Origin of the sequence: Streptomyces sp. SP18CS02 (assembly GCF_036322365.1) — a bacterium.
Classification (GTDB): Bacteria; Actinomycetota; Actinomycetes; order Streptomycetales; family Streptomycetaceae; genus Streptomyces.
The window spans coordinates 403,732-430,665 of sequence record NZ_JAQYXC010000294.1; the positions used below are offsets into that span (position 1 = coordinate 403,732).

At 74.2% G+C, this 26,934-nt stretch carries 18 protein-coding genes and 1 tRNA gene; 10 read left to right on the top strand and 9 right to left on the bottom strand.

Features of this window, described 5'->3' with window-relative positions:
- Positions 1-17: 17 nt before the first annotated feature.
- Positions 18-89 (bottom strand) — tRNA-Gln (locus tag PUR26_RS26145).
- A gap of 194 nt (positions 90-283) precedes the next feature.
- Here PUR26_RS26145 and PUR26_RS26150 point away from each other — a divergent pair.
- Positions 284-1,654: a sensor histidine kinase gene (locus PUR26_RS26150; RefSeq protein ID WP_329875648.1), complete on the top strand. Its 1,371-nt coding sequence runs from the start codon at positions 284-286 to the stop codon at positions 1,652-1,654.
- A 10-nt stretch (positions 1,655-1,664) separates the two neighbouring features.
- Here the strand turns inward: PUR26_RS26150 and PUR26_RS26155 are convergent, their stop codons facing one another.
- Together PUR26_RS26155 and PUR26_RS26160 are read right to left on the bottom strand one after the other, a co-directional pair.
- Entirely contained in the window at positions 1,665-2,153 is a 489-nt protein-coding gene (locus PUR26_RS26155; RefSeq protein ID WP_329875650.1) for an SUKH-3 domain-containing protein, read from the bottom strand.
- A gap of 10 nt (positions 2,154-2,163) precedes the next feature.
- The gene (locus tag PUR26_RS26160) at positions 2,164-2,676 is read right to left on the bottom strand and encodes a YwqJ-related putative deaminase (protein ID WP_329875652.1); all 513 of its coding nucleotides are present in this window, start codon (positions 2,674-2,676) and stop codon (positions 2,164-2,166) included.
- Positions 2,677-2,905: 229 nt separating this feature from the next.
- On the opposite strand from PUR26_RS26160, the gene PUR26_RS26165 reads away from it, so the two are divergent.
- The 3 genes from PUR26_RS26165 (at position 2,906) to PUR26_RS26175 (ending at position 8,883) form a co-directional block, all read left to right on the top strand.
- A complete protein-coding gene (locus tag PUR26_RS26165; RefSeq protein ID WP_329875654.1) occupies positions 2,906-3,928 on the top strand; it encodes an SMI1/KNR4 family protein in 1,023 nt (340 codons plus the stop codon).
- A gap of 7 nt (positions 3,929-3,935) precedes the next feature.
- Positions 3,936-6,698 carry an SUKH-4 family immunity protein gene (locus PUR26_RS26170; RefSeq protein ID WP_329875656.1) on the top strand — a complete coding sequence of 921 codons (2,763 nt, stop codon included), beginning with the start codon at positions 3,936-3,938 and terminating at the stop codon, positions 6,696-6,698.
- A 118-nt stretch (positions 6,699-6,816) separates the two neighbouring features.
- Positions 6,817-8,883, top strand: a complete 2,067-nt coding sequence (locus tag PUR26_RS26175; RefSeq protein ID WP_329875658.1) for a hypothetical protein — start codon at positions 6,817-6,819, stop codon at positions 8,881-8,883.
- A 64-nt stretch (positions 8,884-8,947) separates the two neighbouring features.
- Here PUR26_RS26175 and PUR26_RS26180 read toward each other — a convergent pair whose 3' ends face one another.
- The gene (locus tag PUR26_RS26180) at positions 8,948-10,432 is read right to left on the bottom strand and encodes an MFS transporter (RefSeq protein WP_443077169.1); all 1,485 of its coding nucleotides are present in this window, start codon (positions 10,430-10,432) and stop codon (positions 8,948-8,950) included.
- A 475-nt stretch (positions 10,433-10,907) separates the two neighbouring features.
- Here PUR26_RS26180 and PUR26_RS26185 point away from each other — a divergent pair, with 475 nt between their 5' ends.
- Both PUR26_RS26185 and PUR26_RS26190 read left to right on the top strand, forming a co-directional pair.
- Entirely contained in the window at positions 10,908-11,696 is a 789-nt protein-coding gene (locus PUR26_RS26185) for an ABC transporter ATP-binding protein (RefSeq protein ID WP_329875662.1), read from the top strand.
- Positions 11,693-14,266 carry an ABC transporter permease gene (locus PUR26_RS26190; RefSeq protein ID WP_329875664.1) on the top strand — a complete coding sequence of 858 codons (2,574 nt, stop codon included), beginning with the start codon at positions 11,693-11,695 and terminating at the stop codon, positions 14,264-14,266. The genes PUR26_RS26185 and PUR26_RS26190 overlap by 4 nt, the downstream gene beginning before the upstream one ends.
- 106 nt (positions 14,267-14,372) lie before the next feature.
- Here the strand turns inward: PUR26_RS26190 and PUR26_RS26195 are convergent, their stop codons facing one another.
- From PUR26_RS26195 to PUR26_RS26205, 3 genes are read right to left on the bottom strand one after another with little or no spacing between them, the layout of a single operon-like run.
- On the bottom strand, positions 14,373-15,800 hold the full coding sequence (locus PUR26_RS26195; protein WP_329875666.1) for a DUF2079 domain-containing protein: 1,428 nt from the start codon (positions 15,798-15,800) through the stop codon (positions 14,373-14,375).
- 23 nt (positions 15,801-15,823) lie between these two features.
- Positions 15,824-16,183, bottom strand: coding sequence for a hypothetical protein (locus PUR26_RS26200; RefSeq protein WP_329875669.1), 360 nt, complete (start codon positions 16,181-16,183; stop codon positions 15,824-15,826).
- Positions 16,176-16,769: a SigE family RNA polymerase sigma factor gene (locus PUR26_RS26205; protein WP_329875671.1), complete on the bottom strand. Its 594-nt coding sequence runs from the start codon at positions 16,767-16,769 to the stop codon at positions 16,176-16,178. The genes PUR26_RS26200 and PUR26_RS26205 overlap by 8 nt, the downstream gene beginning before the upstream one ends.
- Before the next feature lie 322 nt (positions 16,770-17,091).
- Between PUR26_RS26205 and mfd the strand changes: the two genes are divergently transcribed.
- From mfd to PUR26_RS26220, 3 genes are all read left to right on the top strand, one after another.
- Positions 17,092-20,631, top strand: a complete 3,540-nt coding sequence (gene mfd / locus PUR26_RS26210) for a transcription-repair coupling factor (RefSeq protein WP_329875673.1) — start codon at positions 17,092-17,094, stop codon at positions 20,629-20,631.
- Positions 20,632-20,880: 249 nt separating this feature from the next.
- A complete protein-coding gene (locus PUR26_RS26215) occupies positions 20,881-21,669 on the top strand; it encodes an HNH endonuclease family protein (protein WP_443077170.1) in 789 nt (262 codons plus the stop codon).
- Between the two features lie 165 nt (positions 21,670-21,834).
- Positions 21,835-22,581: an N-acetyltransferase gene (locus tag PUR26_RS26220; RefSeq protein ID WP_329875674.1), complete on the top strand. Its 747-nt coding sequence runs from the start codon at positions 21,835-21,837 to the stop codon at positions 22,579-22,581.
- 167 nt (positions 22,582-22,748) lie between these two features.
- Here the strand turns inward: PUR26_RS26220 and PUR26_RS26225 are convergent, their stop codons facing one another.
- Together PUR26_RS26225 and PUR26_RS26230 are read right to left on the bottom strand one after the other, a co-directional pair.
- Positions 22,749-23,504, bottom strand: a complete 756-nt coding sequence (locus PUR26_RS26225) for a hypothetical protein (protein WP_329875676.1) — start codon at positions 23,502-23,504, stop codon at positions 22,749-22,751.
- A 194-nt stretch (positions 23,505-23,698) separates the two neighbouring features.
- On the bottom strand, positions 23,699-24,532 hold the full coding sequence (locus PUR26_RS26230; RefSeq protein ID WP_443077171.1) for a DUF4352 domain-containing protein: 834 nt from the start codon (positions 24,530-24,532) through the stop codon (positions 23,699-23,701).
- Between the two features lie 202 nt (positions 24,533-24,734).
- Between PUR26_RS26230 and PUR26_RS26235 the strand changes: the two genes are divergently transcribed.
- Positions 24,735-26,792 carry an N-6 DNA methylase gene (locus tag PUR26_RS26235; RefSeq protein WP_329875900.1) on the top strand — a complete coding sequence of 686 codons (2,058 nt, stop codon included), beginning with the start codon at positions 24,735-24,737 and terminating at the stop codon, positions 26,790-26,792.
- Positions 26,793-26,934: the final 142 nt, after the last annotated feature.

Genomic DNA, 26,934 nt, shown 5'->3' on the forward strand with positions numbered 1-26,934 from the left:
TCGGTATGTGTTCTGAGCTCCCCCGCCAGGACTCGAACCCGGACATATGGCACCAAAAGCCACAGTGCTGCCAATTACACCACAGGGGATTAAGCCCACTAAAGCGGACATTCAGTCAGGCTTGCCTGGTGCGGCACAGAACACTATGCCGTACCAGGTGCCCTCGATGCGACGGTGGAGATCGACGCATTCGGTCCCCTGGCGGGCGGGGGCCGTTGCGGGCCTGCCGGCGGGGCCTTCAGGGCCCCGGAAGCGAGTGGCGGCCGCCCGTAGGGTGGAGGGCATGACCACAACGGGGGCAGATCAGGACGCCGCGGGCACCGCGGTCCGTGGCTGGTGGTGGTGGGACCGACGGCGCAGCGCTGTGCTGGATGTGACACTCGCCTTCTTCTCGGCGCTCGAATGCGCGGCCCAGGGGGTCGGCTTCGCACAGGAGGTCGGCCTGCCCGGGCCGGTGGGGGTGCTTTTCGGGCTGGCCGCGGGCTCCGTGCTCGTGCTGCGGCGCCGCTGGCCCATCACCGTGGTGCTCGTCTCCGTCGCGACCACGCCCGCCGAGATGGGCTACCTGATGGGCATCATCGGGCTCTACACCCTGGCCGCCTCCGAGGTGCCCCGCCGCATCGTCGTCGCGCTGTCCGGCATGTCGCTGGCGGCCGTGGGCCTCGTGACCTTCGTACGGGTGCGCCAGGACGTCGCGTCGGCGGACTTCGACCCCGGCTCCTGGTACGTCCCGCTGGTGTCGGTCTTCATGTCGCTGGGGCTGACCGCCCCGCCGGTGCTCTACGGCCTGTACATAGGAGCGCGGCGGCGGCTGATGGAGAGCCTGCGCGAGCGGGCCGACAGCCTGGAGCAGGAGCTGTCGCTGCTGGCGGACCGGGCGGAGCAGCGCGCGCAGATGGCGCGTACCGAGGAGCGCACCCGGATCGCCCGGGAGATGCACGACGTGGTCGCGCACCGGGTGAGCCTGATGGTGGTGCACGCGGCGGCGCTCCAGGCGGTCGCGCTCAAGGACCCGCAGAAGGCCGTGCGGAACGCGGCGCTGGTGGGGGACATGGGTCGGCAGGCCCTGACGGAGCTGCGCGAGATGCTCGGGGTGCTGCGTTCCGGGTCCGGACCGGAAGCGCGACCGGAACCGGCGGCGGGGCGGGCGGCCGTCCGTCCGGTGCCGTTGGCCGCGGTCGGCCGGGCGGCGGCCGCGGCGGCCGCGGCGGCGGACGACGGGCCCTGTCTGGACGCGCTGGAGGAGCTGGTCGAGCAGTCGCGGCAGACCGGGACGGTCGTGGAGCTGCTGGTGACGGGGGAGGTCCGCGGCTACGCGCCGGACGTCGAGCGCACCGCGTACCGCGTGGTGCAGGAGGCGCTGACGAACGTCCACAAGCACGCCGCGGGCGCCAGGGTGACGGTCCGGCTGGCGCACCGGGGCGACGAGGTCGCGATGCAGGTGGAGAACGGGCCCTCGGACGGCGCGGCGGCGGACGCCGGGCTGCCGAGCGGGGGCAACGGCCTGGTCGGCATGCGCGAGCGGGTCACCGCGCTCGGCGGGGTCTTCGTCTCGGGCGCGACGGACCAGGGCGGTTTCCGGGTGTCGGCGGTGCTGCCCGCGCCGGTGGCGCGGGCCGGAGCGGGCGGCGCCGGGGGCAGGGCGGCGGGGTGACGCGCCCCGGTCAGGGGGACGTGAGGCGCAGCGGCTGGGTGCCGGAGACCAGGGTGGCCAGCGCGTGGTCGACGTCGGGGCCCAGATACCAGTCGCCCGCGTGGTCCAGGCTGTAGACCCTGCCCTCCGCGTCGATCGCGAGGACCGCCTGGCCGTCCGCCTCCTCGCCCAGGGGCGCCATCTCCGTTTCGAGCGCGCGGCCCAGGTCGGCCAGTGAGCGGGCCAGGTGCAGTCCGGCCAGCGGGTCGAAGCGGACCCGGGCGGGCGCGATCTGCCGGCCGGGCCCGGGCGCCGTGACGCGCAGGCCGCCGAACTCGGCCCACGCCTCGACGGCGGCGGGGAAGACGCTGTGGCGGTGGCCGGCCGGTGAGACGTGGGCGCGCAGGGTGTCGGCCCACTGCTCGGCCTGCTTGATGTCCCAGCGGCCGGGCTGCCACCCCGCCTCTCGCAGGGCGGCGTCGACGGCGACCGGGAAGCGGGTGGTGTTCAGGTCGGGCATGGGGGTGCGGTCAGCCGTTCTGGGCGGTCGGGTCGACGGAGCGTACGCCGAAGTGGGCCAGGAGCGCCGCGCAGGAGCGGCAGGGGGCGGCGTAGCTGCCGTGCAGGGGGTCGCCGTCCTCGCGGATGCGGCGGGCGGTCAGTTTGGCGTTCTTCAGGGAGCGGCGGGCCTCGCCGTGTGTGAGCGGCTTGCGCTGGGCCCGTTTGGACCGGCCGGTCTCCGTGGCCGTGAGGTGCCGTGACAGCAGGATCACCTCCGGGCAGCGACCGGTCCAGCGCTCGCGCTGTCCACTCGTAAGGGTGTCGAGGAAGTCCTGTACGAGTGCGTGCAGGACGGGTGGCTGTTCGGCCCGGCCGGCGGTGCAGGTGAGCGTCTCGCCGCGCACGGAGAGCGCCGCCCCGACGGTCGGCAGGATGCCGTCGCGACGGTGGCTCAGCGTCGGCGCGCGATCGGGGGCGGTGCTGCTCCAGCTGAGGCGTGGGTCGCCCCCGGATGGTGTGGTGCCTGGTTGCGCTGTGTGCATGATGCGTTCGGTCCCCTCTGCAATCCCCCGAGTTGCGGGAAACAGCCTGCCAAATGGGTGAGCTTATGGGGAAGCGGGGGCGCTGAAACGTGTGATCGGTGTGTCGCGGGGTCGTCTTTGGGTCACCCGGACGTGACGGTTGGTCACCGTGACGGCGGGCAGGTACCCCCGGTCGCCCCACCGCTTAGGCTGTGCGGAACCAGCCGGTCAGCAGCAGGGGGCATCCATCATGACGACAGGTCCGCTCGGGCTGGGGGCACCTCCCGGCCTCCAGGGCCGGGGGAGCGCCGCGCCACCGAACGCGGCCTACGCCGGGCAGGTCGTGCACTTCCCGGACCCGGTCCGAGCCTCCCGGCACCCCAGGGGGGTGCGGGTCGACGACAACGGCCACCCGGTGTTCTCGGCGTACGCGCGCGCGGTCGCGGAGATCGCCGAGCCGCCGGAGGGCTTCGGCGTGGACGAGCTGCGGCTGACGGACTACGTGTCCGCGAACGCCGCGCTGCACGCGAGCGGGCACGAGCTGTGGGACACCGTCCCGCCCGTGGCCACGCCGCACGGCTGGACGTGGCACCACGTGGCGGGCAGCCGCCGCATGGAACTGGTCCCGGTCGAGGTGAAGGCGCTGCTGCGCCATCACGGCGGGCTGGCCACGGCCGCCGTGAACCAGTCCAAGCGCGGCACGCGGCCCCTCCAGGAGACCCGGCCGGCGCACTTCGGGCTGCCCAAGGGGTCGGTGTCGGTCACCGAGGCGCAGCTGCTGGGCGTGGAGGAGGACCTGGGGTACCGCCTGCCCGGCGCGTACCGGTCCTTCCTGAAGGCGGCGGGCGGGTGCGCGCCGGTCGGCGCCGCGCTCGACGCCGAACTGGGGCTGCTGGTCGACCAGCCGTTCTTCACCGTGCGCGACGAGGCCGCGGTCAACGACCTGGTGTACATCAACAAGTGCCTGCGGGACCATCTGACGAAGGACTACCTGGGCGTCGCCTTCGTCCAGGGCGGCATCCTCGCCGTCAAGGTGCGGGGCACGTCGCCCGGTTCGGTGTGGTTCTGCGCGTACGACGACGCCAGGGACGTCAGTGAGACGGCCGGCTGGACGGTTCAGGAGCGCGTGGAGCGGCTGCTGCTGCCCTGCGGGGCCGACTTCGATGAGTTCCTCCAGCGGCTGGCGGGCGGCCCGCCCGAGCTGGAGACGGTGGCGAACCTGATGGTGGACGGCGGCTTCGCGCGCGCCGTCCCCGTCTCCGACGAGGGGTGACGGTCCGATGGTGACCTTCGCGCAGGCGCAGGAGCGCGCGGAAGAGTGGGTCAACGGCGACGTGCCCGCGTACCAGCACCGGGAGGTGCGGGTTCGGGAGTTCGAGCTGGGGTTCGTGGTGTGGGCGGAGGACCGCGAGGGCGGTCCCGCCCTGGACGGCGGACGTCAGCGGCTGGTGATCGCCCGGGACAGCGGTGAGGCGACGCTGTGGCCGGGGCTGCCGGTGGGTGAGGTCATCCGCCGGTACGAGGAGGAGTACGGCGCCCCCGATCCGGTACCGGCCGACACGGGGGCGGCCCCGCCGCCGGAGCGGATCGACCTGAACCAGACATCCTTCCTGCTGACCCCGCCCGAGTGGCTGCAGGACGCGGCGGACAAGCTGGGCATCCCGGACCGTCGCGCGGGCGGTACGGCGGCGCCGGAGAGCACCCCGGCGGCCGCCTCCGCCGCTCCCGCCGCTTCCGAGGCCGAGGGTGGGTCCATGGGGGACGCGTCGGCGGGGGCGCCCCTCGCGGAGCCCGCCGCGGACCCGGCCGGCCCTCCCGCTCCCTCCGCCTCCCCTTCCTCTTCTTCCTCCCCTTCCCTCTCGTCCGCCTCTTCCGGTGCGTACGGGTCGGTGGGCGCCGATGCCGGAACCACAACCGGAACCGGAACCGCCGCCGGGCCGGGTGGGGACGCCTCGACCTCGGGGCGCGGTTCGCATGTCGCGGGCGGCCCCTGGACCGGCGCCGGCACCATCGGCGGCACCGCGGGCGCCGATCACGAGCCCACTGCCTCCGACGGGGTGCCCGCCTCCAGCCCCTGGAGCGACGCCAACGCGGCGAGCGGTGACGGCGACGGCTCGGTACCGCTGCCCGCCACGGTCTTCGCCCCCGCCCTGTCCGGGTCGGACGACGACGACACGCCGCCGCCCGCCGTGGGGGCCGACGCCCCGACGGCGCTGATGTCGGGCGGCAGCCAGCTGCCGCGTACCGCCGTCGTGCCCGCGCTCGACCCGCAGGCGGCGTCGGCGAGCGAGATCGCGGACGCCGCCACCAGCAAGGCGCCCCTGCCGCGGACCGCCCGCGGCGGCGGGCCGACGACTCCGCCGCCGCCCGGCGCGCCGGGCACGCCTCCGGGTTTCCCCCAAGCGGCCCCCGGGGCCGGCCCCGGTCCGCAGCCGCCCGCGACGGGTCCGGGCGCGCCCGGCGCGCCCGCCGGCGGGTACGTGCCGACGCAGCTCGTGTCGCAGCTGGGTCCCGGCGGCCCCCAGCCCCCCGGCCCGCCCACGCCTCCGCCCCCGCCGGGTGCCACCCCGTCGCCCGGTGGAGGGGTGCACCACGCGGCGACGATGCTCGCGCACCCCACCCAGAACCCGAACCGGAGCCAGGGCGGCCACGGCACGCCCCCGCCGCCCGCGCCCCCCGCTCCGCCCGGCTCCACTCCGCCGCCGGGCGGGGACGCCCACCACGCGGCGACGATGCTGGCGAGCCCCGGCCCCGGCGCGCCGCAGCCGCCCGGTCCCCCCGGTCCTCCCGGACATCCCCGCACCCCCGGCGGGGACGCCCACCACGCGGCGACCATGCTGGCGAGCCCCGGCCCCGGCGCGCCGCAGCCGCCCGGTCCTCCCGGCCCGCCCGGGGGCGGTGTGCACCACGCCGCGACGATGCTGGCCCAGCCCGGTCCCGGAGGGCCCGGACCGGTACCTCCGGGTCCCGTGCCTCCGGGTCCCGTACCTCAGCCCCATGCCCCGCACCCGCACGGACACGTGCCGCAGGGCCCGCCCGCGTACGGCTATCCGCAGCAGCCCAGCGGCCGGCCGACCATCGGACCGGGGTACCAGGCCGTGCTGCGCTACCGCGCGCCCGACGGCTCCGAGGCCCAGCTGATCCGGCGCTCGGCGCCCGGCACCCCGCACCCCGAATGGCAGATCCTGCACGAGCTGCGGGCCCTGAACGTGCCGCCGCAGCAGGTGCTGGAGCTGCACACGGAGCTGGAGTCCTGCGAGCTGCCGGGCGGTTACTGCGCCCGGATGATCCGGGAGACCTGGCCCCAGGCGCGGATCACCTCGATCGCCCCGTACGGACGCGACCACGCGAGCCGTCAGCAGGGCATGCAGCAACTCATCGTCCATCAGGGCGAGTTGCACCAGGTCGCCGACGGGCCGGCGCGTCCGGCGCCGCTGCGCGCGCCGCTGCCGCCGGTACAGCCCGCGCCGCCGATCCCGCCGGAGGGTGTGGCGCAGGAGCTGGCCGGGGCGTTCGGGCCGCAGGGCATCTGCCGGTTCGACCAGCGGGCCGTGTCGCGGCAGGGCGTTCCCGAGCTGGTGGCGCGCACCCTGGTGTGGGCGGGCCTGCCGGCCGACTTCGGACCGTTCTTCTGGGCCCAGCCGGCCCAGCCGGTCGTTCCGACCCTCGCGGAGCTGGCGGCCCAGCGGCAGGTCCAGCCGGCCGCCGACGCCGGCTCCTACCTGGTCGTCGGATCCGACTTCGGGCGGGCGATCTGCGTCCAGTACGGCACGGCGCACATCGTCGCCGTACCGGTGGAGGCGGGGCCCGGGGGTCTGCCGAGCGCGCCGCAGTTCGTCAACAGCGGGCTGCCGGAGTTCGTCCGGTGCCTGGCGTTGCTGGGCCGGATGTGGCGTCTGCGGTTCGGGCTCACTCCGGAGCAGGCCGGCCGCTGGACGGTCGACTTCCAGGCGCAGCTGGCGATGCTGGACCCGGCGGCGCTCTCGTCGCCGGAGAGCTGGTGGTCCGTGCTGCTGGAGCAGATGTGGGACGGACTGCTCTGATACGGCGCTGATGACGGAGCGTCCGGCCTGTTGGGCACAGGCTGGGCGCTCCGCCCCTTTTTGTGGTGATTAGCGCATTCTTGGAATGCGCCGAAACCGCAGGGAAAGGGGCTCAAGGATGAGCGCAGAAGCATCACCGCACGGCTTCGTCGTCGTCGAACGTGGCGGCCGGGGCTACCGGCCCAAGGACGTCGACCGCCATGTCACCGACCTCTTCGCGGAACGCGACAACGCCTGGGAGCGCGCCGCGCGCCTCACCGTGCTCGCCAAGCAGATGGAGAAGGAGGCCGAGCGGCTGCGGGAGGCCGTCTCCGGTCTGGCACCCCAGAGATACGAGTCGCTGGGCCTGAGGGCCCAGCAGATCCTCGTCCTGGCCGAGGAGGAGGCCGAGGCGGTGCGCAACGGCGTGCTGGCCCAGGCCCAGGCCCTGACCGACGCGGCGGACGGTCTGTTCCGGCGGGAGCGGGACGCGGCGCGCGAGGCGGCGGACGCGGTCCGTGCGGCGGCCGAGGCGCACGCGGAACAGGCCCTGGCGGCGGCGCGCGAGACGGCCGACGCCCTGCTGGCGGAGGCGCGCGTCCAGGCCGAGAAGGCGCGCGGCGAGGCGCAGGTGGCGCTGTGGGACGCGCGGGAGCGCACCGACGGTCTGCTCGTCGCACAGGAGAAGGCGCACGCCGAGCGGGCGGCGGTGCTGGAGGCCGAGCTGGCCGAGCGGCGCACTCGGGCGGACCTGCGGCACGGGGAGCTCATCGCCGCCGCCGAGGCCCGGCTCGCCGAGGTGGAGCGGGCCTTCGGCGAGACGGAGGCCGACGTCCGGCGGATCCAGGAGGAGGCGGACACGCGAGCCGCCGAACTGCTGACCGAGGCGCGGGCGAAGGAGGAGCGGGCCGAGCGGGAGACGGAACAGGTGCTGCGGGAGCACGCGCAGACCCGTGAGGAACTCCAGGCCCACATGGCACTCGTACGCAGCAGCCTGGCCACCCTGACGGGTCAAGCGGCGGAACTGAATCAGGACGAGGCTCCGGAAGAGGGGCAGGAGGCGTCCGCGGAGGAGGGGCAGCAGACGCCCGAGGCGGAGGACCGGGAGGCGGCCCCGGCGGAGGGGCGGGCCGCGGAGAAGGGGCAGGACTCCGGGGAGGAACCCGGGGGCGCAGGGCGGGGAGAGGCCCCGGCCGGGGGCGGCCGGCCGCACCTCTCCCTGGTGCACGGCATCGAAGCCCCGGGCGCCGGCGACGAGGCCCCCGGCGCCGACGACACGAACCCGGGTGCGGAGACGGTTCCGCCCGGCGCGGGCGCGGCGGGTGCCGGGGATGCGGCCGAGGGCACGGAGCCGGCCACGGACGCGGGCCCGGTCTCACACCCGGCCGGAGCGGCGCGGGCCCCGGACGCGGCCCCCCGGCCGGACGGGGTCCTCGCGGCCGATGCCCGTACCGCCCAAGGAGCGGCGGCCCCGGACGGGGGGTCCCCGCAGGACTCGGCACAGGCCCCCGGCTCCGCCCGGGACACCGCGCCCCGCCCGGCCGCGGCGCACGTCCCGCCCGCGACACCGGTCCCCCCGCACGCGGAGCCGGAATCGGCCGTGGGCCCCGGGCCGGACGGGCCGCCGCGCCCGAGCGCGCCCCCGGCCGTGGCCTGGCCGCCCGTCCACGGCGGGCCGCCCGCCGAGGAGCCGGCGCCCGCGCAGGACGGTGCGCCCGCGCAGGACGGTGCGCCCGCGTCCGAGGAGGCCCCCACGGCCGGCCCGGCGACGGCTCCCGTTCCGGCGACGGCTCCCGTTCCGTACACGCCTCCCGTTCCGGCGGCGGCGGACGCCGAGGCGGCGCCCGCTCCGGGGCCGTTGGCTCCGGCGGCCGAGGCCCGGCCGGGGGCGTACGTACCGGTCGTGACGGAGGAGGCGGCTCCTCCGCCGTACGTGCCGTACCGGCCCGAGGCGCGCGCCGAGCCCGGGGCGGCGGCCGCCCGGCCCGATGTGCCGGCCCGTCAGGAAGCGCCGCGGCTCCCCGACAGGTCGCCCGTTCCGGAGAGGCCGCCCGTGCCGGAGGGGGCGGCTCCCGCGCCCGACGCGCCGGCCCGTCCGGAGACGCCGCCCCGGCGTCCGGAGGTGTCCACGGCATCGGATCTGCCGTCCCTGCCGGACGTGCCGCCCGGGGCCGGGGCGTCCGGAGGGCTGGGCGCCGACGGCTGACGTTCCCGCGGACGGGGGCGCGGGGCGGGGTGCTCGGGGCGGCGCTCCTCGCACCCCGCCCGCCTCAGGAGCCGCCGTCCGGCAGGACCGGGAAGCGGCGGGGAGCGAGCGTCAGCAGGGTCAGCAGCGCCAGCGCGCCCGCCGCCGCGGCCCCCAGGAAGACGTAGTCCACCGCCGCGTCCACCGCCGAAGGGGTGAGCGTCGCCGGATCGTTCAGGTCGCCGCCGCCCAGGCGGGAGGAGAGTACGGCGTTGGCGACCGCCCCGAACAGGGCCGCGCCCAGGCTCTGGCCCACCTGGCGGCAGAAGAGGACCGACGCCGTGGTGGTGCCCCGTTCGGACCACGGCACCGTGGACTGGACGCCCACGATGAGGGGGAGCTGGAAAAGGCCGAGCGCCGCGCCCAGCAGCAGCATGACCAGGGCGGGCTGCCACGGCTCGCCGGGATGGGGCAGCAGCGGGAAGGCCAGCAGGACCAGGAGGGCGAGCGTGATCCCGATGACCGCGGTGAGCCGGAAGCCGATGCGGTTGTACACGCGGTTGGAGAAGGCCGCGCTGATCGGCCAGGACAAGGTCATGGCCGACAGCACGAAACCGGCCGCGATCGGGCCGAGGCCGAGGACGGTCTGCGCGTAGGTGGGGAGGAAGACCGTCGGCGCCACCATGAGGAGGCCCAGCGCGCCCAGGGCCAGATTGACGGCCGCTATCGTGCGCCGGCGCCAGACCCAGCCGGGGAGGATGGGCTCCGCCGCCCGGCGTTCGACGAACACGGTGACCGCAGCCAGCACGCCGGCCCCGGCCAGCAGGAGCAGCGACGGGGCCGACAGCCAGGGCCAGGCCACCCCGCCCTGGACCAGGGCGGTGAGCAGCAGGGCGCCGGTGGCGAAGACGGCCAGGGCGCCGGGCCAGTCGACCCGTACGGCCGTACGGGGGCGGGCCGGCTCGGTCAGGTGGCGGGCCACCAGCCACAGGGCGACCGCCCCCACCGGCAGGTTCACCAGGAAGATCCAGCGCCAGTCGGCGTAGCCGGCGAGCAGCCCGCCCAGCGCGGGGCCCGCGACGGACGAGGTCGCCCAGACGGTGGAGAGCCGGGCCTGGATCCTGGGGCGCTCCTTGAGCGGGTACAGGTCGGCGGCGATGGTCTGCACCGTGCCCTGGAGCGCGCCGCCGCCGAGACCCTGCACGACGCGGAAGGCGATCAGGGACGCCATGTTCCAGGCGAGGGCGCAGAGCAGTGAGCCGATGAGGAACAGCACGATGCCCGCGATGAGGACCGGTTTGCGGCCGAAGGTGTCGGAGAGCTTCCCGTAGACCGGAAGAGTGACCGTCACGGCCAGCAGGTAGCCGGAGAAGAGCCAGGAGAAGATGGAGAGTCCGCCCAGATCGCCCACGATCTGGGGTACGGCGGTGGAGACGATGGTGCCGTCGAGCGCGGCGAGCGCCATGCCGAGCATCAGCGCCGCGACGACCGGCCCGCGTTTGCGCGACGCGGTGGCCGGCGCCGCGGCGTCGGTTATCGCTTCGGTCACCGAAATCCCTTCCCTATGCATGTAGTTGCTCGGGTCACCTTCTCACCCGCACCTCACGCGGCGGGAGGGGTACACCTCCGGGGCCGCCGGCTCCACCGTGAGGCCGAGGTCCCCTAGGGGGATCTCCCTACTTCCGGGCAGGGGGCGTTCGTCCCGCCGGAGGACGAGAGGGCGGGGGGCCGCTCCTTACCTTGTTCTTACGGGCTCCGGAGGGGCCCCGGGGGGACGGGGAAGGCCACGGGGTGGGGAAAACCCCAGGGTCGTCACTGCGCTGAGCACCAGCGCGCCGACGGCCTCGCGCCGCAAGAATCGAAGCGGCCGGATTCCGGCCACCAGGCCACCAGGCCACCAGGCCGTCCGGCCGTCCGGCCGCCCGGCAACCGGGCTGTCCGGCCCGACCACCGGCCACCACCGGCCGACCACCGGGGACCACCGGCATCAGGCCGGCCGGCACCGGCGGCCCGAACGAACATCGATCCGACCGAGGAGACGTACCGTGGCAACGGCTGTGACCATTCCCAGGCACGGGGGTACTGGAGGGCGTACGGCCGTCGCGGCGCGAGCGCGGCAGGTCGTCAAGGCGTACGGGGCGGGGGAGACCCGGGTCGTCGCACTGGACCACGTCGACGTGGACATCGCCCGCGGGCAGTTCACCGCCATCATGGGCCCGTCCGGCTCCGGCAAGTCGACGCTGATGCACTGCCTCGCCGGTCTGGACACGGTGACGAGCGGTGAGATCCACCTGGACGACACGGAGATCACCAAGCTCAAGGACAAGAAGCTCACCCAGCTGCGCCGGGACCGCGTCGGCTTCATATTCCAGGCGTTCAACCTCCTTCCGACGCTCAACGCGCTGGAGAACATCACACTGCCGATGGACATCGCCGGCCGCAAGCCGGACAGCGCCTGGCTGAACCGGGTGGTGGAGACCGTGGGCCTGGCCGGACGCCTCAAGCACCGGCCCACCCAGCTCTCCGGCGGCCAGCAGCAGCGCGTCGCGGTCGCCCGTGCCCTGGCCGCCCGGCCCGAGATCATCTTCGGGGACGAGCCGACCGGCAACCTCGACTCGCGGGCGGGCGCCGAAGTGCTCGGCTTCCTGCGGACGTCCGTCGACGAGCTGGGCCAGACCATCGTGATGGTCACCCACGACCCGGTAGCGGCCAGTTACGCGGACCGGGTGCTGTACCTCGCGGACGGCCGCATCGTCGACGAGATGCACCGGCCGACGGCCGAGGCCGTCCTGGACCGCATGAAGGACTTCGACGCGCGGGGGCGGACGTCGTGAGCGTGGTCAGGACCTCCCTGCGCAACTTCCTCGCCCACAAGGGGCGGATGGCGCTGTCGGCGGTGGCGGTGCTGCTGTCGGTGGCGTTCGTCAGCGGAACACTGGTGTTCACCGACACCATGAACACCACCTTCGACAAGCTCTTCGCGGCGACGGCCGCCGATGTGACCGTCAGCCCGGCAACGGCGGCGACCGACGACGAGACGCCCCAGACCGGCAGGCCCGAGACGCTCCCCGCCTCCCTGGTCCGGAGCGTGCGGACGGCGGAGGGCGTCGAGTCCGCCGAGGGTGTCGTCGTCTCGATGAGCGTGACCGTGGTCGACGCGGAGAACGAGAACATGGGCTCCACCACCGGAGCCCCCACGATCGCCGGGAACTGGACGCGGAACGACCTGCGCTCGATGGAGATCACCTCCGGCCACGCCCCGCGCGGCCCGGCCGAGGTGATGGTCGACGCCGACACCGCCGAGAAGCACGGGCTGAGGACGGGCGACGAGCTGCGCACCATCGCGGTCACCGGCGACCTCACGGCGAAGATCTCCGGCATCGCCTCGTTCAAGGTCACCAACCCGGGCGCGGCCGTCGTCTACTTCGACACCGCCACCGCCCAGCGGGAACTGCTCGGCGCCGAGGGCCTGTTCACCCATGTCGCCGTCACCGGTGAGGCCGGCGTCGACCACGACCGGCTCAAGCGGAACGTGGCGGCCGTCGTCCAGGGGCCGTACACGCTCCAGACGCAGCAGGAGGCGGCGGACGCCGGGCGTGCGGACGTCGGCGGATTCCTCGACGTCATGAAGTACGCGATGCTCGGCTTCGCCGGGATCGCCTTCCTCGTCGGCATCTTCCTCATCGTCAACACCTTCTCCATGCTGGTCGCCCAGCGCACCCGGGAGATCGGTTTGATGCGGGCCATCGGGTCGAGCCGCCGGCAGGTCAACCGCTCGGTGCTGGTCGAGGCCGTGCTGCTCGGCGTCGTCGGCTCCGTGCTCGGTGTGGGCGCCGGGGTCGGGCTGGCGATCGGCCTGATGGAGCTCATGTCGTCCCTGGGCATGGAACTGTCCACGCAGGACCTGACGGTGAAGTGGACGACCCCCGCCATCGGCCTGTTCCTCGGCGTCGTCGTCACGGTGCTCGCCGCGTACGTCCCCGCCCGCCGCGCCGGGAAGATCTCGCCGATGGCCGCGCTGCGCGACGCCGGCACGCCGGCCGACGGCAAGGCCGGAACCGTCCGCGCGATCGCCGGTCTGCTGCTCACGGCGGCGGGCGCCGCCGCGCTGTACGTCACGACGCTCGCCGGCACCGCGGGCGAGGGTTCGCTGTTCCTCGGCGCCGGTGTGGTGCTCAGCCTCGTCGGCTTCGTGGTCGTCGGTCCGCTGCTCGCCGGCGGTGTGGTCCGGGTGATCGGCACCCTGGTGCTGCGGATGTTCGGCCCGGTCGGGCGGATGGCGGAGCGCAACGCCCTGCGCAACCCGCGCCGCACCGGGGCCACCGGCGCGGCCCTGATGATCGGCCTTGCCCTGGTGGCGTGCCTGTCGGTGGTCGGCTCGTCGATGGTCGCCTCCGCGACCGACGAGCTCGACCGCTCGGTCGGCGCCGACTTCATCGTGCAGTCCGACAACGGCCAGCCGGTCGTGCCCCAGGCGCAGGCCGCGCTGGAGAAGGCCCCCGGCATCGCGCACGTCACCGAGTACAAGTACCTCGACGCGCGGATCACCTCTCCGGACGGCCGGACGGAGAGCAAGGGGATCGTCGCCGCCGACCCGACGTACGCCACGGACCTGCGCCGCGAGACGGTCGCCGGTGAACTCTCCGCCGCCTACGGCGAGAACGCCATGTCGGTCGGCGACAACTACGCCGAGGAGCACGGCGTGAAGCTCGGCGACGAGCTGTCGGTCGTGTTCAAGGGCGGCAGGACGGCGAAGCTGAAGGTCGCGGCGATCACCTCGGACGACGGCAACGTCGACAAGGGCGCGAAGTACACCAACATCACCACCGCCCAGGAGTACCTGCCCGCCGACCGGATGCCCAAGAACCTGATCATGTTCGCCACGGCCCAGGACGGCAAGGAGAAGGAGGCGTACGAAGCGCTCAAGGACGCGCTCGCCGCCTATCCGCAGTACCGGGTGCAGAACCAGGCCGACTTCAAGCAGGACCTGCGGGACCAGGTCGGCCAGCTGCTGAACATCGTCTACGGCCTGCTCGCCCTGGCGATCATCGTGGCGGTGCTCGGCGTGGTGAACACCCTGGCCCTGTCGGTGGTCGAACGGACCCGCGAGATCGGCCTGATGCGGGCCATCGGCCTGTCCCGCAGGCAGCTGCGGCGCATGATCCGCCTGGAGTCGGTGGTCATCGCCCTCTTCGGCGCCCTGCTCGGCCTCGGCCTGGGCATGGGCTGGGGCACGTCGGCGCAGAAGCTGCTCGCCCTGGAGGGACTGGAGGTCCTGGAGATCCCGTGGCCGACGATCCTGACGGTCTTCGTCGCCTCGGCCTTCGTCGGCCTCTTCGCCGCACTGGTCCCGGCGTTCCGGGCGGGGCGGATGAACGTACTGAACGCGATCGCCTCGGAGTAGCCGGGCGGCCGCGAACGGCCAGGCGACGGCCCCGGTGCGCGTGCTCCACGCCCACCGGGGCCCTCGCCCGTACACGTGGCCCGTACGCGTCGCGCGGCCGTCCGTCCTACGCGCGCCGCTCCAGAAGTACGTAACCGGCCTCCTCGCCCGCGATGCGGAACCGGGCGTCCGGGTGGAGCCGCCGGACGAAGTCGTGCGGGTTGCGCAGCCAGCCGGACCTGTTGTCGAGCGCGATCCAGTCCGGTGTCTCGCCCCGGGTGTCACCCACCCACAGGACCCGGCAGCGCCCCGTCAGGCGGCTGATCGGACCGACGTTCGCCTCCACCGTCGCGTCGTCCGGGACGCGGTCCAGCAGCCGTTCGGCCGCCGTCGCCCCCGGGGACTTCCGGTACGCCCCGGCCTCGGTGAGCGACGCGAGCGGAAGCGAGGGGGTCAGGGCGAGCGCGGCAGCGGCGGCGCAGGCGGGCAGCCGGTCCGCGTAGGTGCGCAGCCAGGGCCGGGGGCTGCGGCGGCCGGTGTCCACCGCGTCGGCCAGGGCGAGCAGCAGGATCGGCATCAGCACGGCGCTGTAGTGCCAGTCCGTGGACCAGTAGTGGTCGTCGCCGGACAGGAAGCGCCAGCCCAGGGTCGGCGCGCCGGCCAGCAGCAGCGGGGAGCGCAGGGCGAGCAGGCCGGTGGTGGGCAGCAGCAGCCACAGCAGTGTCCGGATCTTGGTCTCGGCGCCGGCGAAGGGCGTGGGACCGTCGCCGACCTTGGTCCAGTAGTCGTAGCCGCTTCCATGGTTGAAGGACGGTATGACCACGATCAGCGTCACCAGCGTGGCGGCCGTCCCCAGGACCGCCACCGCGATCGCGCACAGCGCGGCGCGCGGCGAGGTGCGACGCGCCCGCCAGGCCACCACCAGCGCGATCGCCGCCAGCGTGATGCCCAGGTCCTCCTTGACCAGCACCAGCGGCAGCGCCCACCAGAGGGCCGCGCCCCATCTGCGGCCCAGCAGCGCCTCCAGCGAGAACGCGATCAGGGGGACGGCGAAGCAGATCTCGTGGAAGTCGAAGTCGACGGCGCGCTGCATGCCCCACGACAGCCCGAACGCGACGCCGATCGCCCCGCCCGGCACACGGCCCAGCAGCCGGGTGGAGGCGCGGGTGACGGGGATCACCGCGAGCGCGAAGAGCGCGGCCTGGGCGACGAGCAGCGTCACGGGCGTGGGGAAGAGCCGGTACGCGGGGGCGAGGAGGGCGGTGACCGGACTGAAGTGGTCGCCGAGGATGTTCGTGCCCGGCCCCTTGAGGTCGGCGACCGGCGCCTGGAGCCACGCGTAGCCGCGGATGGCCTGCTCGAAGATGCCCAGATCCCAGGAGCGGGTGTCCATGCGGTGGTACCGCAGCACGGAAAGCATCGTGTACGCGACGAGGAAGGCGAGCGCCAGGAGGTACGGCAAGCGGTCCGTCCGGCGTGCCGGCGGGGCGGGCGGGGGCCCGCCGGGTATCTCCTCGGCGCCGCGTACGGGCCTGGTGAGCACGGCTCCGCGCATGAGGGGGTGGGCTCCTTCGGTGGTCATCGGAGGGCGGGCCCAAGAGCCCGCGTCGGGGTGATCACGGGCGGGGGGACCGACGGGGACGCCGGGGACGCCGGGGCGTACGGCAGGACCGTGGACGGGCCGGACGACGGGGGCGGCGAGGGCGGGGACGCCGGCGGCGCCGGCGCGTCCGTCAGGAACCGCAGCGCCGTGAAGGCGCCCGTCGCGGCCAGGACGCATACGGCCGAGGCGGCCGTGGCGGCCAGGGTGCGGCGTCGTCGCCGGGCACCGCGGACCGTGACGTACGCGGCCGGGGCGGGGACGGCCGCACGGCCGCCGGCGACGGCGGCCCGCTTGAGTGCCGAGGCGATCGGGTCGTCTCGCTGGAGGTCAGACACCGGGCTGCTCCTCGGTGGCGTCAGGGACGAGGTCGGGTGAGGTGCGGCGCGCGGGCCGCCGCGAGGCGTCCGTACCGGTACGTGAGGCGGTGCCGGTGCCGGTGCCCGGCTCGGGGCCGAGATGGCGGGAGAGCGCCGCCCTGGCCCGCGACAGATGGGTCTTGACCGTCCCGGTGGAGACGCCCGCCTCCGCGGCGACCTGCTCCACGGTCAGATCGCACACGTAGTGCAGCACCGCGACGCGCCGCTGCCGCTCCGGGAGCCGGCGCAGCGCCTCGACCAGCGCGACCGTGTCCGCGTCCGGCTCGGGCGCGGAACCCGGCAGACCGTTGCCGTGGGTGCGCCACGCCTCGGCGGCCCTGCCCCTGCGGCGCCACCTGCTGACGGCCAGCCGCCACGCCACGGTCCGCACCCACGCCTCGGGCCCGGCGTCCCGCACCAGCCGGGAGCGGCGCCCCCAGGCCCGTACGAACGCCTCCTGCACCACGTCCTGCGCCTCGTGGAGGTCGCCCGTCATCAGATACACCTGGCCGACGAGCCGTGTGACGGAGTGAGCGTAGAACTCCTCGAACTCCTCGACGGTCATGCGGCTCCCAGCGGTCGGACAGGTCTCACGGCCCGGTCGGGCTGTTCCCATGGCTCGGTCGGGCTGTTCCCAGGGCTCGGCCGGCAGGTCGGGTCACCCGGCCGGGCGGACCCCCGGCCCGGCCGGAGGGGGTCTCACGGCTTATACGTCCGGGCGGGGGGTTCCGGTTGACAAGCCTGCCGTACGAATTTTCGGACACGGGCCGAGCGCGGCGGGATGTTCGGGACGCGGGCCCCGGAACGACGTCGTACGCTGGGAACCCCCGGCCCGTGTGACGTGTCGGGCGGTTCGCGTTGCCCCACTTCCCGGGATGGAACCCTTCATGAGCCTGCACGGTCTGCTCGACGCCGTCGTCAAGGACCCCGCCCTCACCGAAGCGGTGAAGGCGGCCGCGGACGGCCACCGGTCGCACCTGGACCTGGTCGGCCCGCCCGCCGCGCGTCCCTTCGCGGTGGCCGCGCTGGCCCGGGACGCCGGGCGCCCGGTGCTCGCCGTGACGGCCACCGGGCGGGAGGCCGAGGACCTGGCGGCGGCCCTGCGCACGCTGCTGGACCCCGACACGGTCGTCGAGTACCCGTCCTGGGAGACGTTGCCGCACGAGCGGCTCTCGCCCCGCTCGGACACGGTGGGCCGGCGCCTCGCGGTGCTGCGCCGCCTGGCGCACCCGGCCGCCGACGACCCCGCCACCGGGCCGGTCTCGGTCGTCGTCGCGCCCGTACGGTCCGTGCTCCAGCCGCAGGTCAAGGGCCTGGGCGACCTGGAGCCCGTCAGTCTGCGCACCGGTCGGCAGGCGGACCTGAACGAGGTCGTGGAGGGGCTCGCGGCGGCCGCCTACGCCCGGGTCGAGCTGGTCGAGAAGCGGGGCGAGTTCGCGGTGCGCGGCGGCATCCTCGATGTGTTCCCGCCGACGGAGGAACACCCGCTGCGGATCGAGTTCTGGGGCGACGACGTCGAGGAGATCCGCTACTTCAAGGTCGCCGACCAGCGGTCCCTGGAGATCGCCGAGCACGGTCTGTGGGCGCCGCCCTGCCGCGAGCTGCTCCTCACCGACTCCGTGAGGGAGCGGGCGGCGGCCCTCGCCGAGGAGCACCCCGAGCTGGCCGAGCTGCTCGGGAAGATCGCCGAGGGGATCGCCGTCGAGGGCATGGAGTCCCTCGCGCCGGTGCTCGTCGACGACATGGAGCTGCTGCTGGACGTGCTGCCGAAGGGCTCCATGGCCGTGGTGTGCGACCCGGAGCGGGTCCGTACGCGGGCGGCGGACCTGGTGGCCACGTCCCAGGAGTTCCTCCAGGCGTCCTGGGCCGCCACGGCCGGCGGCGGCGAGGCGCCGATCGACCTGGACGCGGCGTCCCTGTGGGGCATCGCCGACGTCCGGGACCGGGCGCGCGAGCTCGGCATGATGTGGTGGTCGGTGTCGCCGTTCGCCGCCGACGAGGAGCTCGACGACGACACCCTGAAGCTCGGCATGCACGCCCCGGAGGTGTACCGGGGGGACACGGCCAGAGCCCTGGCCGACACCAAGGGCTGGCTGGCCGACGGCTGGCGCACGGTGTACGTGACCGAGGCGCACGGCCCGGCCTCCCGTACCGTCGAGGTCCTCGGCGGCGAGGGCATCCCCGCCCGCCTCGACTCCGACCTGACCGAGATCGCCCCGGCCGTCGTCCATGTGGCGTGCGGCTCGATCGACTACGGCTTCGTCGACCCGGCCCTCAGGCTCGCCGTCCTCACCGAGACCGACCTGTCCGGCCAGAAGGCCGCCGGCAAGGACGGCCAGCGGATGCCGACCCGCCGCCGCAAGACGATCGATCCGCTCACCCTGGAGGCGGGGGACTACATCGTCCACGAGCAGCACGGCGTCGGCCGCTACATCGAGATGGTGCAGCGCACCGTGCAGGGCGCCACCCGCGAGTACCTCCTCGTCGAGTACGCCCCCGCCAAGCGCGGCCAGCCCGGCGACCGCCTCTACATCCCCACCGACCAGCTGGAGCAGGTCACCAAGTACGTCGGTGGCGAGGCTCCCACCCTGCACCGGCTCGGCGGCGCCGACTGGACGAAGACCAAGGCGCGGGCCAAGAAGGCGGTCAAGGAGATCGCCGCCGACCTGATCAAGCTGTACTCGGCGCGCATGGCGGCCCCCGGCCACGCCTTCGGCCCGGACACCCCCTGGCAGCGCGAGCTGGAGGACGCCTTCCCGTACGCGGAGACGCCGGACCAGCTGTCCACCATCGCCGAGGTGAAGGAGGACATGGAGAAGACGGTCCCCATGGACCGGCTCGTCTGCGGCGACGTCGGCTACGGCAAGACGGAGATCGCCGTGCGGGCGGCCTTCAAGGCCGTCCAGGACGGCAAGCAGGTGGCGGTCCTCGTGCCGACGACGCTGCTCGTGCAGCAGCACTACGGCACCTTCTCCGAGCGGTACAGCCAGTTCCCCGTCGTCACCAGGGCCCTGTCCCGCTTCCAGACCGACACCGAGGCGAAGGCCACCCTGGAGGGCCTCAAGGACGGCGGCGTCGACATCGTCATCGGCACCCACCGCCTCTTCTCCTCCGAGACCAGGTTCAAGGACCTGGGCCTGGTCATCGTCGACGAGGAGCAGCGCTTCGGCGTCGAGCACAAGGAGCAGCTGAAGAAGCTCCGCGCCAACGTCGACGTCCTGACGATGTCCGCCACCCCCATCCCCCGCACCCTGGAGATGGCCGTCACCGGCATCCGGGAGATGTCGACCATCACGACGCCCCCGGAGGAGCGCCACCCGGTCCTCACCTTCGTCGGCCCGTACGAGGAGAAGCAGATCGGCGCGGCGATCCGCCGCGAACTGCTCCGCGAGGGACAGGTCTTCTACATCCACAACCGGGTCGAGTCCATCGACCGGGCCGCCGCCCGGCTGCGCGACATCGTCCCGGAGGCGCGGATCGCCACCGCTCACGGGCAGATGAGCGAGGGCGCGCTGGAGCAGGTGGTCGTCGACTTCTGGGAGAAGAAGTTCGACGTCCTGGTCTCCACCACCATCGTCGAGTCGGGCATCGACATCTCCAACGCCAACACCCTGATCGTCGAGCGCGGCGACAACTTCGGGCTGTCGCAGCTGCACCAGCTGCGCGGCCGGGTCGGGCGTGGCCGGGAGCGGGGCTACGCCTACTTCCTCTACCCGCCGGAGAAGCCGCTCACCGAGACCGCCCACGAGCGTCTGGCGACGATCGCCCAGCACACCGAGATGGGCGCCGGCATGTACGTCGCCATGAAGGACCTGGAGATCCGCGGCGCGGGCAACCTGCTCGGCGGCGAACAGTCCGGCCACATCGCGGGCGTCGGATTCGACCTGTACGTACGGATGGTCGGCGAGGCGGTCGCGGACTACCGCGCCTCGCTGGACGGAGGCGCCGACGGGACCGCGGAGGAGCCGCCGCTGGAGGTCAAGATCGAGCTGCCGGTCGACGCGCACGTCCCGCACGACTACGCGCCGGGCGAGCGGCTGCGCCTCCAGGCGTACCGGGCGATCGCTTCCGCGAACTCGGAGGAGGACATCAAGGCCGTACGGGAGGAGCTCACCGACCGCTACGGCAAGCTCCCCGAGCCGGTCGAGAACCTGCTGCTCGTGGCCGGCCTGCGGATGCTGGCGCGGGCCTGCGGGGTCGGCGAGATCGTGCTCCAGGGCGCGAACATCCGCTTCGCGCCGGTGGAGCTGCGCGAGTCCCAGGAGCTGCGGCTCAAGCGGCTCTACCCGCGCACGGTCATCAAGCCCGGGGCGCACCAGATCCTGGTGCCGCGGCCCACGACGGGCACGATCGGCGGCAAGCCGGTGGTCGGCCGTGAACTCCTGGCCTGGACCGGGGAGTTCCTGACGACGATCCTGGGGTCGTAACGCGCTTTTGCCGTCCCGGCGGCCGATCCGCGCCGCCCGGCCGTCCTGGCCGGGCGGCTTCCGCGCGGGGTGCCGGCCCCGGAGGGCCCGGCGCGATTCCCCCGCCGCCGGTGCGATGTTCCGGACACCCCCTAGGATTCTTCCCTGCCCGTCCCGACGGGCACCGTCGTACGTGGCCCGGCACCCGGCCGGTCGCTGGGCTCCGCGGCGCGGCGGGGGAGTTTCCGCAGCCTACGCAGGGAGTGCCGGGTGGAGCGCAACGAGAGGCGTGCGAGTCGCGGACGCGGGGCGCGGGCGGCGCTCGCACTGGCCGCCACCGCCGCACTCGCGGTGGGGTGCGAGGTCGTCGGGCCGGACGGCCCCTCGTCGGGGTCCGCGGCGTCCGGGGGGCCCGCCTCCGACGGGCGCGCGGTGAGTCCGCTGAAGAACCCGGACGGTACGAAGCCGGGGCTCGCGCCCCTGACGGCGGAGGCGGACCGGGCCGAGGCCCGGAGGCTCATCGAAAGGCTGGCCACGAAGGGGCGCGGCCCCAGGACCGGTTACGAGCGGGACGAGTTCGGCCACGCCTGGATGGACACGGCCGACGGGGTGCCGCTGGCCAGGAACGGCTGTGACACCCGCAACGACCTTCTGCACCGCGACGGCCAGGACCTGCGCTTCCGGTCGGGTTCCGACTGCGTGGTCGTCTCGCTGACGCTGCACGACCCCTACACCGGCCGGACCATCGAGTGGCGCAAGGCCGAGGCCGCCGAGGTCCAGATCGACCACGTGGTGCCGCTGTCGTACAGCTGGCAGATGGGCTCCTCGCGCTGGCCGGAGAGCAAGCGCCGGCAGCTCGCCAACGACGTGCTCAACCTCCTCCCGGTCGAGGGCCGCGCCAACTCGGCCAAGAGCGACTCGGGCCCGGCGTCATGGCTGCCGCCGAACAAGGCGGTCCGGTGCTCGTACGCGGTCCGCTTCGCCCAGGTGGCGCTCAAGTACGGGATACCGGTGACCGCGCCGGACAAGTCGATGATGCTCGTCCAGTGCGGTGGCTGACGACCTGCCGGGGGCGGCGGCGCGGACGACGGGCCGCCGTCGCCGAGGAGCGAGCGGGCCGATGGCCCCGCGCGGCGCGTCCGGCGTGACCGGGGTCGCCCCCGCCAACCCCGCCCGCGGCAAAAGCGTTTGGGCGCCCGAGGAGGCGCTGCATAGCCTGCCCGGATGGAACTGAGGATAACGACCCTTGCCGAGCGTCCCGAGCTCCAGGGCCCCATGTGGCGGATGCTCGACCTCTGGCCGGAGTTCATGCTCAACGACCCGATCGGCTGGGCGAACATCGGGCGGATCGTCGCCGAGCTTCCGGAGTACGTCCTGATCGCCACCGACCAGGAGGGCGCGGTGGTGGCGCGGGCCTTCAGCGTGCCGTTCCAGTTGCACGCGGAGGGGCGCGGGGAGCTGCCGGCGACCGGCTGGGACCAGGTGCTGCTGTGGGCGTTCTCGGACCGGCGCCACGGCCGCATCCCCGACACCGTGAGCGCCATCGAGATCGCCGTCGGCGCCGGTGCGCAGGGCAGGGGAGTGTCGGCCCGGATGCTGGCCGCGCTGCGGGAGAACGCGCGGGGAATGGGCTTCCGCGAGGTCGTCGCGCCCGTCAGGCCGAGTGCCAAGCACCTGGAACCCGACGCGCCGATGCGGGAGTACGCCCTGCGCACCCGGGAGGCGGACGGTCTGCCGCACGATCCGTGGCTGCGGGTCCATGTGCGGGCGGGCGGTGTGGTGGAGACGGTGGCTCCCGCCTCGATGACGATCGCGCACTCCGTGGAGCGCTGGCGCGAGTGGACGGGGCTGCCGTTCGACACGGACGGCCCGGTGCGGGTGGAGGGCGCGCTGGTCCCGGTGCGGTCCGAGGCGTCGAGCGGTTACGCCGTCTACGTCGAGCCGAACGTCTGGGTGCGCCATCGGCTGTGAACCCGGGGCCCCGCAACCCGGAACCCGGCCCCGGAACCCGGGCGCGGGGAAGCCGGGCGCGGGGAAGCCGGGGACGGGGAGGCCGGGCACGGGGAAGCCGGGAAGGCCGCCCCCCTCCGGCGGCCTTCCCGGCTTCCCCGTCTCCCGTCCCCCGTGCGGGAGTGTCCTCAGCCCTGTTCGTCCAGGTCGACGATGTCCTTGGCGGCGGGCTTCTTCGCCGGGACCGGCTTGTTGTACTCGGAGAAGGACATCGTTCCCGGCTCCTCGCCCCCCTGGAGCTCGATCCTGAGCACATAGGGCTCGCCCTCCGTGGCGACGAACACCCGGGTGGTCGTCCCGCCGTCGGACTCGGTGAGCGTCAGCGCCTTCCTGCCGTTGACGGTGGTCTCCTCGCCCTTGCGGGCGAAGCCGATGCCCGTCCTGAACTCCGAGAGCACCTTGTCCAGTTCGCACAGCTCAAGGCTGTCCTGGGCGTCCGGGTCCTTGACGTCGGTCTCCACCCAGCGCCCCTTGAGCTCCTTGAGGACGGCCGCGGTCTCCTCGGCGGAGCCGCCGCCGCTCTGGGCGAGCAGGAACGCCTCGTCGAAGCGCATGTAGGCGACCTGGCCGGTCTTGATCAGTTCCGCCGTGCCGGTGGACCCGAGGGTCAGGGTGCCGGCGCACTGCCCCTTGGTGTCGATGGCCATGTAGGCCTTCATCGGGCCGTCGGTCGTCTTGAGGTTCATGTCGAGGGTGAGGGAGGAGGCCGCACTGGTGGCCTTCATGGCCTTGTCGGCTATCTCGGGGCCCGAGAGCCCCGCGAACGGGCCGGTCTCCTCGGCCTCCTGGGCGAGCGGCCCGCACGCGGTGAGGCCGAGCGCGGCGACGGTGCACAGTGCGGCGAGGGCCGGACGCTTGAACCAGGGGAGGGCGGTCGCAGACATGGGGGTGTTTCTCCGGGGGGTGAAAGGCGGGGAGCGGGAGCGGGGAGGGAGGCGGGGAGCGGGAGGACGGCGCTCGGCGGGCGGGAAGAGCGGACCGGGCCGAGGAGCGGGGGATGCGGGGGAGCGGGCCGGGGGAGGGCCGGGTGGCCCGGGGCCCGGCGGGCGGAGCCTGGGCGGCCCGGCGCCTCAGCGGGTCAGAGCTTCAGCTCCCACTGCGACGCGTCGTACGAGAGGCCGGGGCTGACCTCGACCGTCAGGTTCTTCGCGTCGGCCGGGGCGTCGAAGGCGAACGTGACCGTGGACTTCTTGCCGGGCAGGACCGAGCCGCTGAAGCCCGTACCGACCTTGTCGTCGAAGATCTCCTCGGCCGTCACGCCCTCCTGACCCGCGCGGGCGTCGACGGTGACGAGGGTGGCGTCGAACTTCTCGGTGCCCTTGTTCTCGATCACGATCGACACCTGGTAGGCCTTGTTGCCCTCGGTGTGACCGGCCGCGTACTCGCTGGGCGAGAACGGTGTGGGCTCGGAGACGGTGACCTCGACCTTGTCGTCGTAGACGGAGCTGTCGCCGGCGCTCAGGCCCTTGCCCTTGTCCTCCTTGGCGGCCCCGGAGGCCGCGTCCCCGCCGGCCTTGTCCGCGGCCGGCGCCTTCGAGGCGCTGCTGCTGCCGAGCTCCTTGTTCAGCTCGTCGACCGCGTCGTCCACCGCCTTGAAGGTGATCACGGCGCCGACGACCGAGAGGATCAGCGCGACCAGGCCCAGCACCGCGCCGGTCGTCGTGACGCCCTTGTTGGTGGCCTCGCCGCGCTTGACGCGGCCCCGGCCGGAGAGGCCCAGGATCAGGGCGATCAGACCGAGGATGCCGGCCAGCCAGAAGAAGAACGGGATGAAGCCGGAGATCGTACCGATGATGCCGAGGACCAGGGCCGCCGTGCCGAGACCGTTGCGGGCCGGCCGCGGCGCCGGGGCGCCGTACTGACCGGCACCGGGGTCGGCGCCGTACTGGGGCTGCTGCATGGAGTGGGACATGGGTTTGCCCTCCCGGACATGACTGAGGTGTGACCGGAGCCCGTCGTGAACCCCGTGTGGCGACGGGTTAATAAGACCAGAGGCTGTGAACCGAGTCAACACGGTTCACACATTCTGGTTCGGCTCACACTGTGAAAGGGTGTGTATGGCCGACGGCAGTAGGATCGGCGCCACACAGCAGGAGACGAAGGGAGCCAGCCAGGTGCCGGACAACGCAGCAGAGGTGACCGCGGCCGGGATCGCCCGGCTGGCCGGGGTGGGACGGGCCGCCGTCAGCAACTGGCGGCGGCGCCACGCCGACTTCCCCAAGCCCGTCGGCGGCACCGAGACGAGCCCCTCGTTCGCGCTGGAGGACGTGGAGCGATGGCTCCGCGTCCAGGGCAAGCTCGCCGAGGTCCCGCTGCGTGAACGCGTCTGGCAGCAGGTCGCGGGCCACCCGGGCGGCGCCGTCACCGCCCTGACCCACGTGGGCTGCGCGCTCCTGCTCGTCCGGGACAGGCCCAGCGGCTGGCTGGAGCTGACCGCCGTGTCGGACGAGCGGATGGCCCAGCGGCTGCCCACCGCCCTGGAAGAGGTGCTGACCCTGCGCTTCGGCGTCCCGCGCGCCGTCGCCACTCCGCCCGTGGGCGCCCTCGCCCCTTCCGTACCGCTGCTGCGCGCCGGCGCCGAGCTCGCCGCCGAGACCGGCGCCCGGCAGGCGTTCGAGTTCCTGCTCGGCCGCCACCTGGACGCCAACCCCCGGCAGTACACGCTCACACCGCCCGGACCCGCAGCCCTGATGGCCGCCCTCGCCGCCGCGAAGGGCTCCTCCGGGACGGTCCTCGACCCCGCGTCGGGCACCGGAACCCTGCTGCGGGCCGTCGAGAAACCCACCGCGCTGTACGCCGAGGAGACCGACCCCGACCTGGCCGCGCTCACCGCCCTGCGCCTGGCCCTGGACGCGGACGCCGACATCCGCGTCCAGGCCGGCGACTCCCTGCGCGCCGACGCCTTCCCGCGGCTCGCCGCCGACGTGGTGCTCTGCCACCCGCCGTTCAACGAGCGGAACTGGGGCCACGACGAGCTGGCCTACGACCCCCGCTGGGAGTACGGCTTCCCGGCCCGCACCGAGTCCGAACTGGCCTGGGTCCAGCACGCCCTGGCCCGGCTGCGCCCCGGCGGCACCGCCGTCCTGCTGATGCCGCCCGCCGCCGCGTCCCGCCGCTCGGGCCGCCGCATCCGAGCCGACCTGCTGCGCCGGGGCGCCCTGCGCGCGGTCGTCGCCCTGCCGGCCGGAGCCGCGCCCCCCTACGGCGTCCCGCTCCACCTCTGGGTGCTGCGCAAGCCCGGCGCCGGCGTCCCCGCCTCCCAGGAACTGCTGGTCATCGACACCGCCGCCACCGCCGCCACCGCCGCGGCCGAACAGGCCGGAGCCGGCCGCGACAAGCTGGACTGGCAGGCCGTCCACACCGCGGTACTGGACGCCTGGCAGCCCTTCGACCGGCACGGCACCCTTCCCGGGCAGCCCGGCGTCAGCCGCTCGGTGCCCGTCATCGCACTCCTGGACGACGATGTCGACCTGGCCCCCGCCCGCCACCTGCCGCCCCCGGCGACGGGCGGCGGCGCGGCCGAACTGGCCGAGGTCCGCGACCGCCTGACGTCCGTCCTGCGCCGCACCGGCGAGCTCACCCCGTCGCCGCCCCGCCCCGCCCCGGGCGAGGCCGCCCGCTACCCCGGCGTCACCGTCGGCGAACTCGCCCGTTCCGGCGCCCTGGAACTGAGGGCGGGCGGAGCCGGCACCGGCACGGCCCGGGTCCTCACCGAACAGGACGTCATGGCCGGTCAGGCCCCCTCCGGCAGCCTCCCCGACAGCCCCGGCGAGGAGCCCGTGCTGGTCCGGAGCGGTGATGTGGTCGTGCCCGTGCTCGGCGGCGGCTCGGTCGCCCGCGTGGTGGACGAGGCGACGGCGGGCGCGGCCCTCGGCCGCAACCTCCAGCTGCTGCGCCCCGACCCGGCGGCGCTCGACCCCTGGTTCCTGGCAGGCTTCCTGCGCGGCACCGCCAACAACCGGCGGGCCAGCAGCTACGCCTCGACCGCGACCCGGCTCGACGTGCGCCGCCTCCAGCTGCCCCGTCTGCCCCTCGCCGAACAGCAGCGCTACGGCGAACGGTTCCGCGCGCTGGCCGAGTTCGAGGAGGCCCTGCGGCTCGCCGGGCGGCTGGGGGAGCGACTGGTGCAGGGACTGTACGACGGGCTGACGGACGGCACGGTCCAGGCCTGACCACGCGGGCGGGGGACGCGGGCGCGGCCCGGCGCGCGGGCGGCCGGCGTGATCAGTTCGACAACGGTTCCGTACAACTCGGCGGCCGTTGTCGGTGTCGATGTATACGCTCGTCCCCGTATCGCCCCCCCGCCTCGTCCCC

Excerpts from the sequence above, each read along its gene's own strand:
- PUR26_RS26205 (WP_329875671.1), bottom strand. The coding sequence starts at position 16,769 with ATGACCGTCGAGGAGTTCGAGGAGTTCTACGCTCACTCCGTCACACGG.
- PUR26_RS26230 (WP_443077171.1), bottom strand. The coding sequence starts at position 24,532 with ATGTCCCACTCCATGCAGCAGCCCCAGTACGGCGCCGACCCCGGTGCC.
- PUR26_RS26175 (WP_329875658.1), top strand. The coding sequence starts at position 6,817 with ATGAGCGCAGAAGCATCACCGCACGGCTTCGTCGTCGTCGAACGTGGC.
- PUR26_RS26170 (WP_329875656.1), top strand. The coding sequence starts at position 3,936 with ATGGTGACCTTCGCGCAGGCGCAGGAGCGCGCGGAAGAGTGGGTCAAC.
- PUR26_RS26225 (WP_329875676.1), bottom strand. The coding sequence starts at position 23,504 with ATGTCTGCGACCGCCCTCCCCTGGTTCAAGCGTCCGGCCCTCGCCGCA.
- PUR26_RS26220 (WP_329875674.1), top strand. The coding sequence starts at position 21,835 with ATGGAACTGAGGATAACGACCCTTGCCGAGCGTCCCGAGCTCCAGGGC.
- PUR26_RS26165 (WP_329875654.1), top strand. The coding sequence starts at position 2,906 with ATGACGACAGGTCCGCTCGGGCTGGGGGCACCTCCCGGCCTCCAGGGC.
- PUR26_RS26195 (WP_329875666.1), bottom strand. The coding sequence starts at position 15,800 with ATGCGCGGAGCCGTGCTCACCAGGCCCGTACGCGGCGCCGAGGAGATA.
- PUR26_RS26155 (WP_329875650.1), bottom strand. The coding sequence starts at position 2,153 with ATGCCCGACCTGAACACCACCCGCTTCCCGGTCGCCGTCGACGCCGCC.
- mfd (WP_329875673.1), top strand. The coding sequence starts at position 17,092 with ATGAGCCTGCACGGTCTGCTCGACGCCGTCGTCAAGGACCCCGCCCTC.
- PUR26_RS26150 (WP_329875648.1), top strand. The coding sequence starts at position 284 with ATGACCACAACGGGGGCAGATCAGGACGCCGCGGGCACCGCGGTCCGT.
- PUR26_RS26180 (WP_443077169.1), bottom strand. The coding sequence starts at position 10,432 with ATGCATAGGGAAGGGATTTCGGTGACCGAAGCGATAACCGACGCCGCG.
- PUR26_RS26160 (WP_329875652.1), bottom strand. The coding sequence starts at position 2,676 with ATGCACACAGCGCAACCAGGCACCACACCATCCGGGGGCGACCCACGC.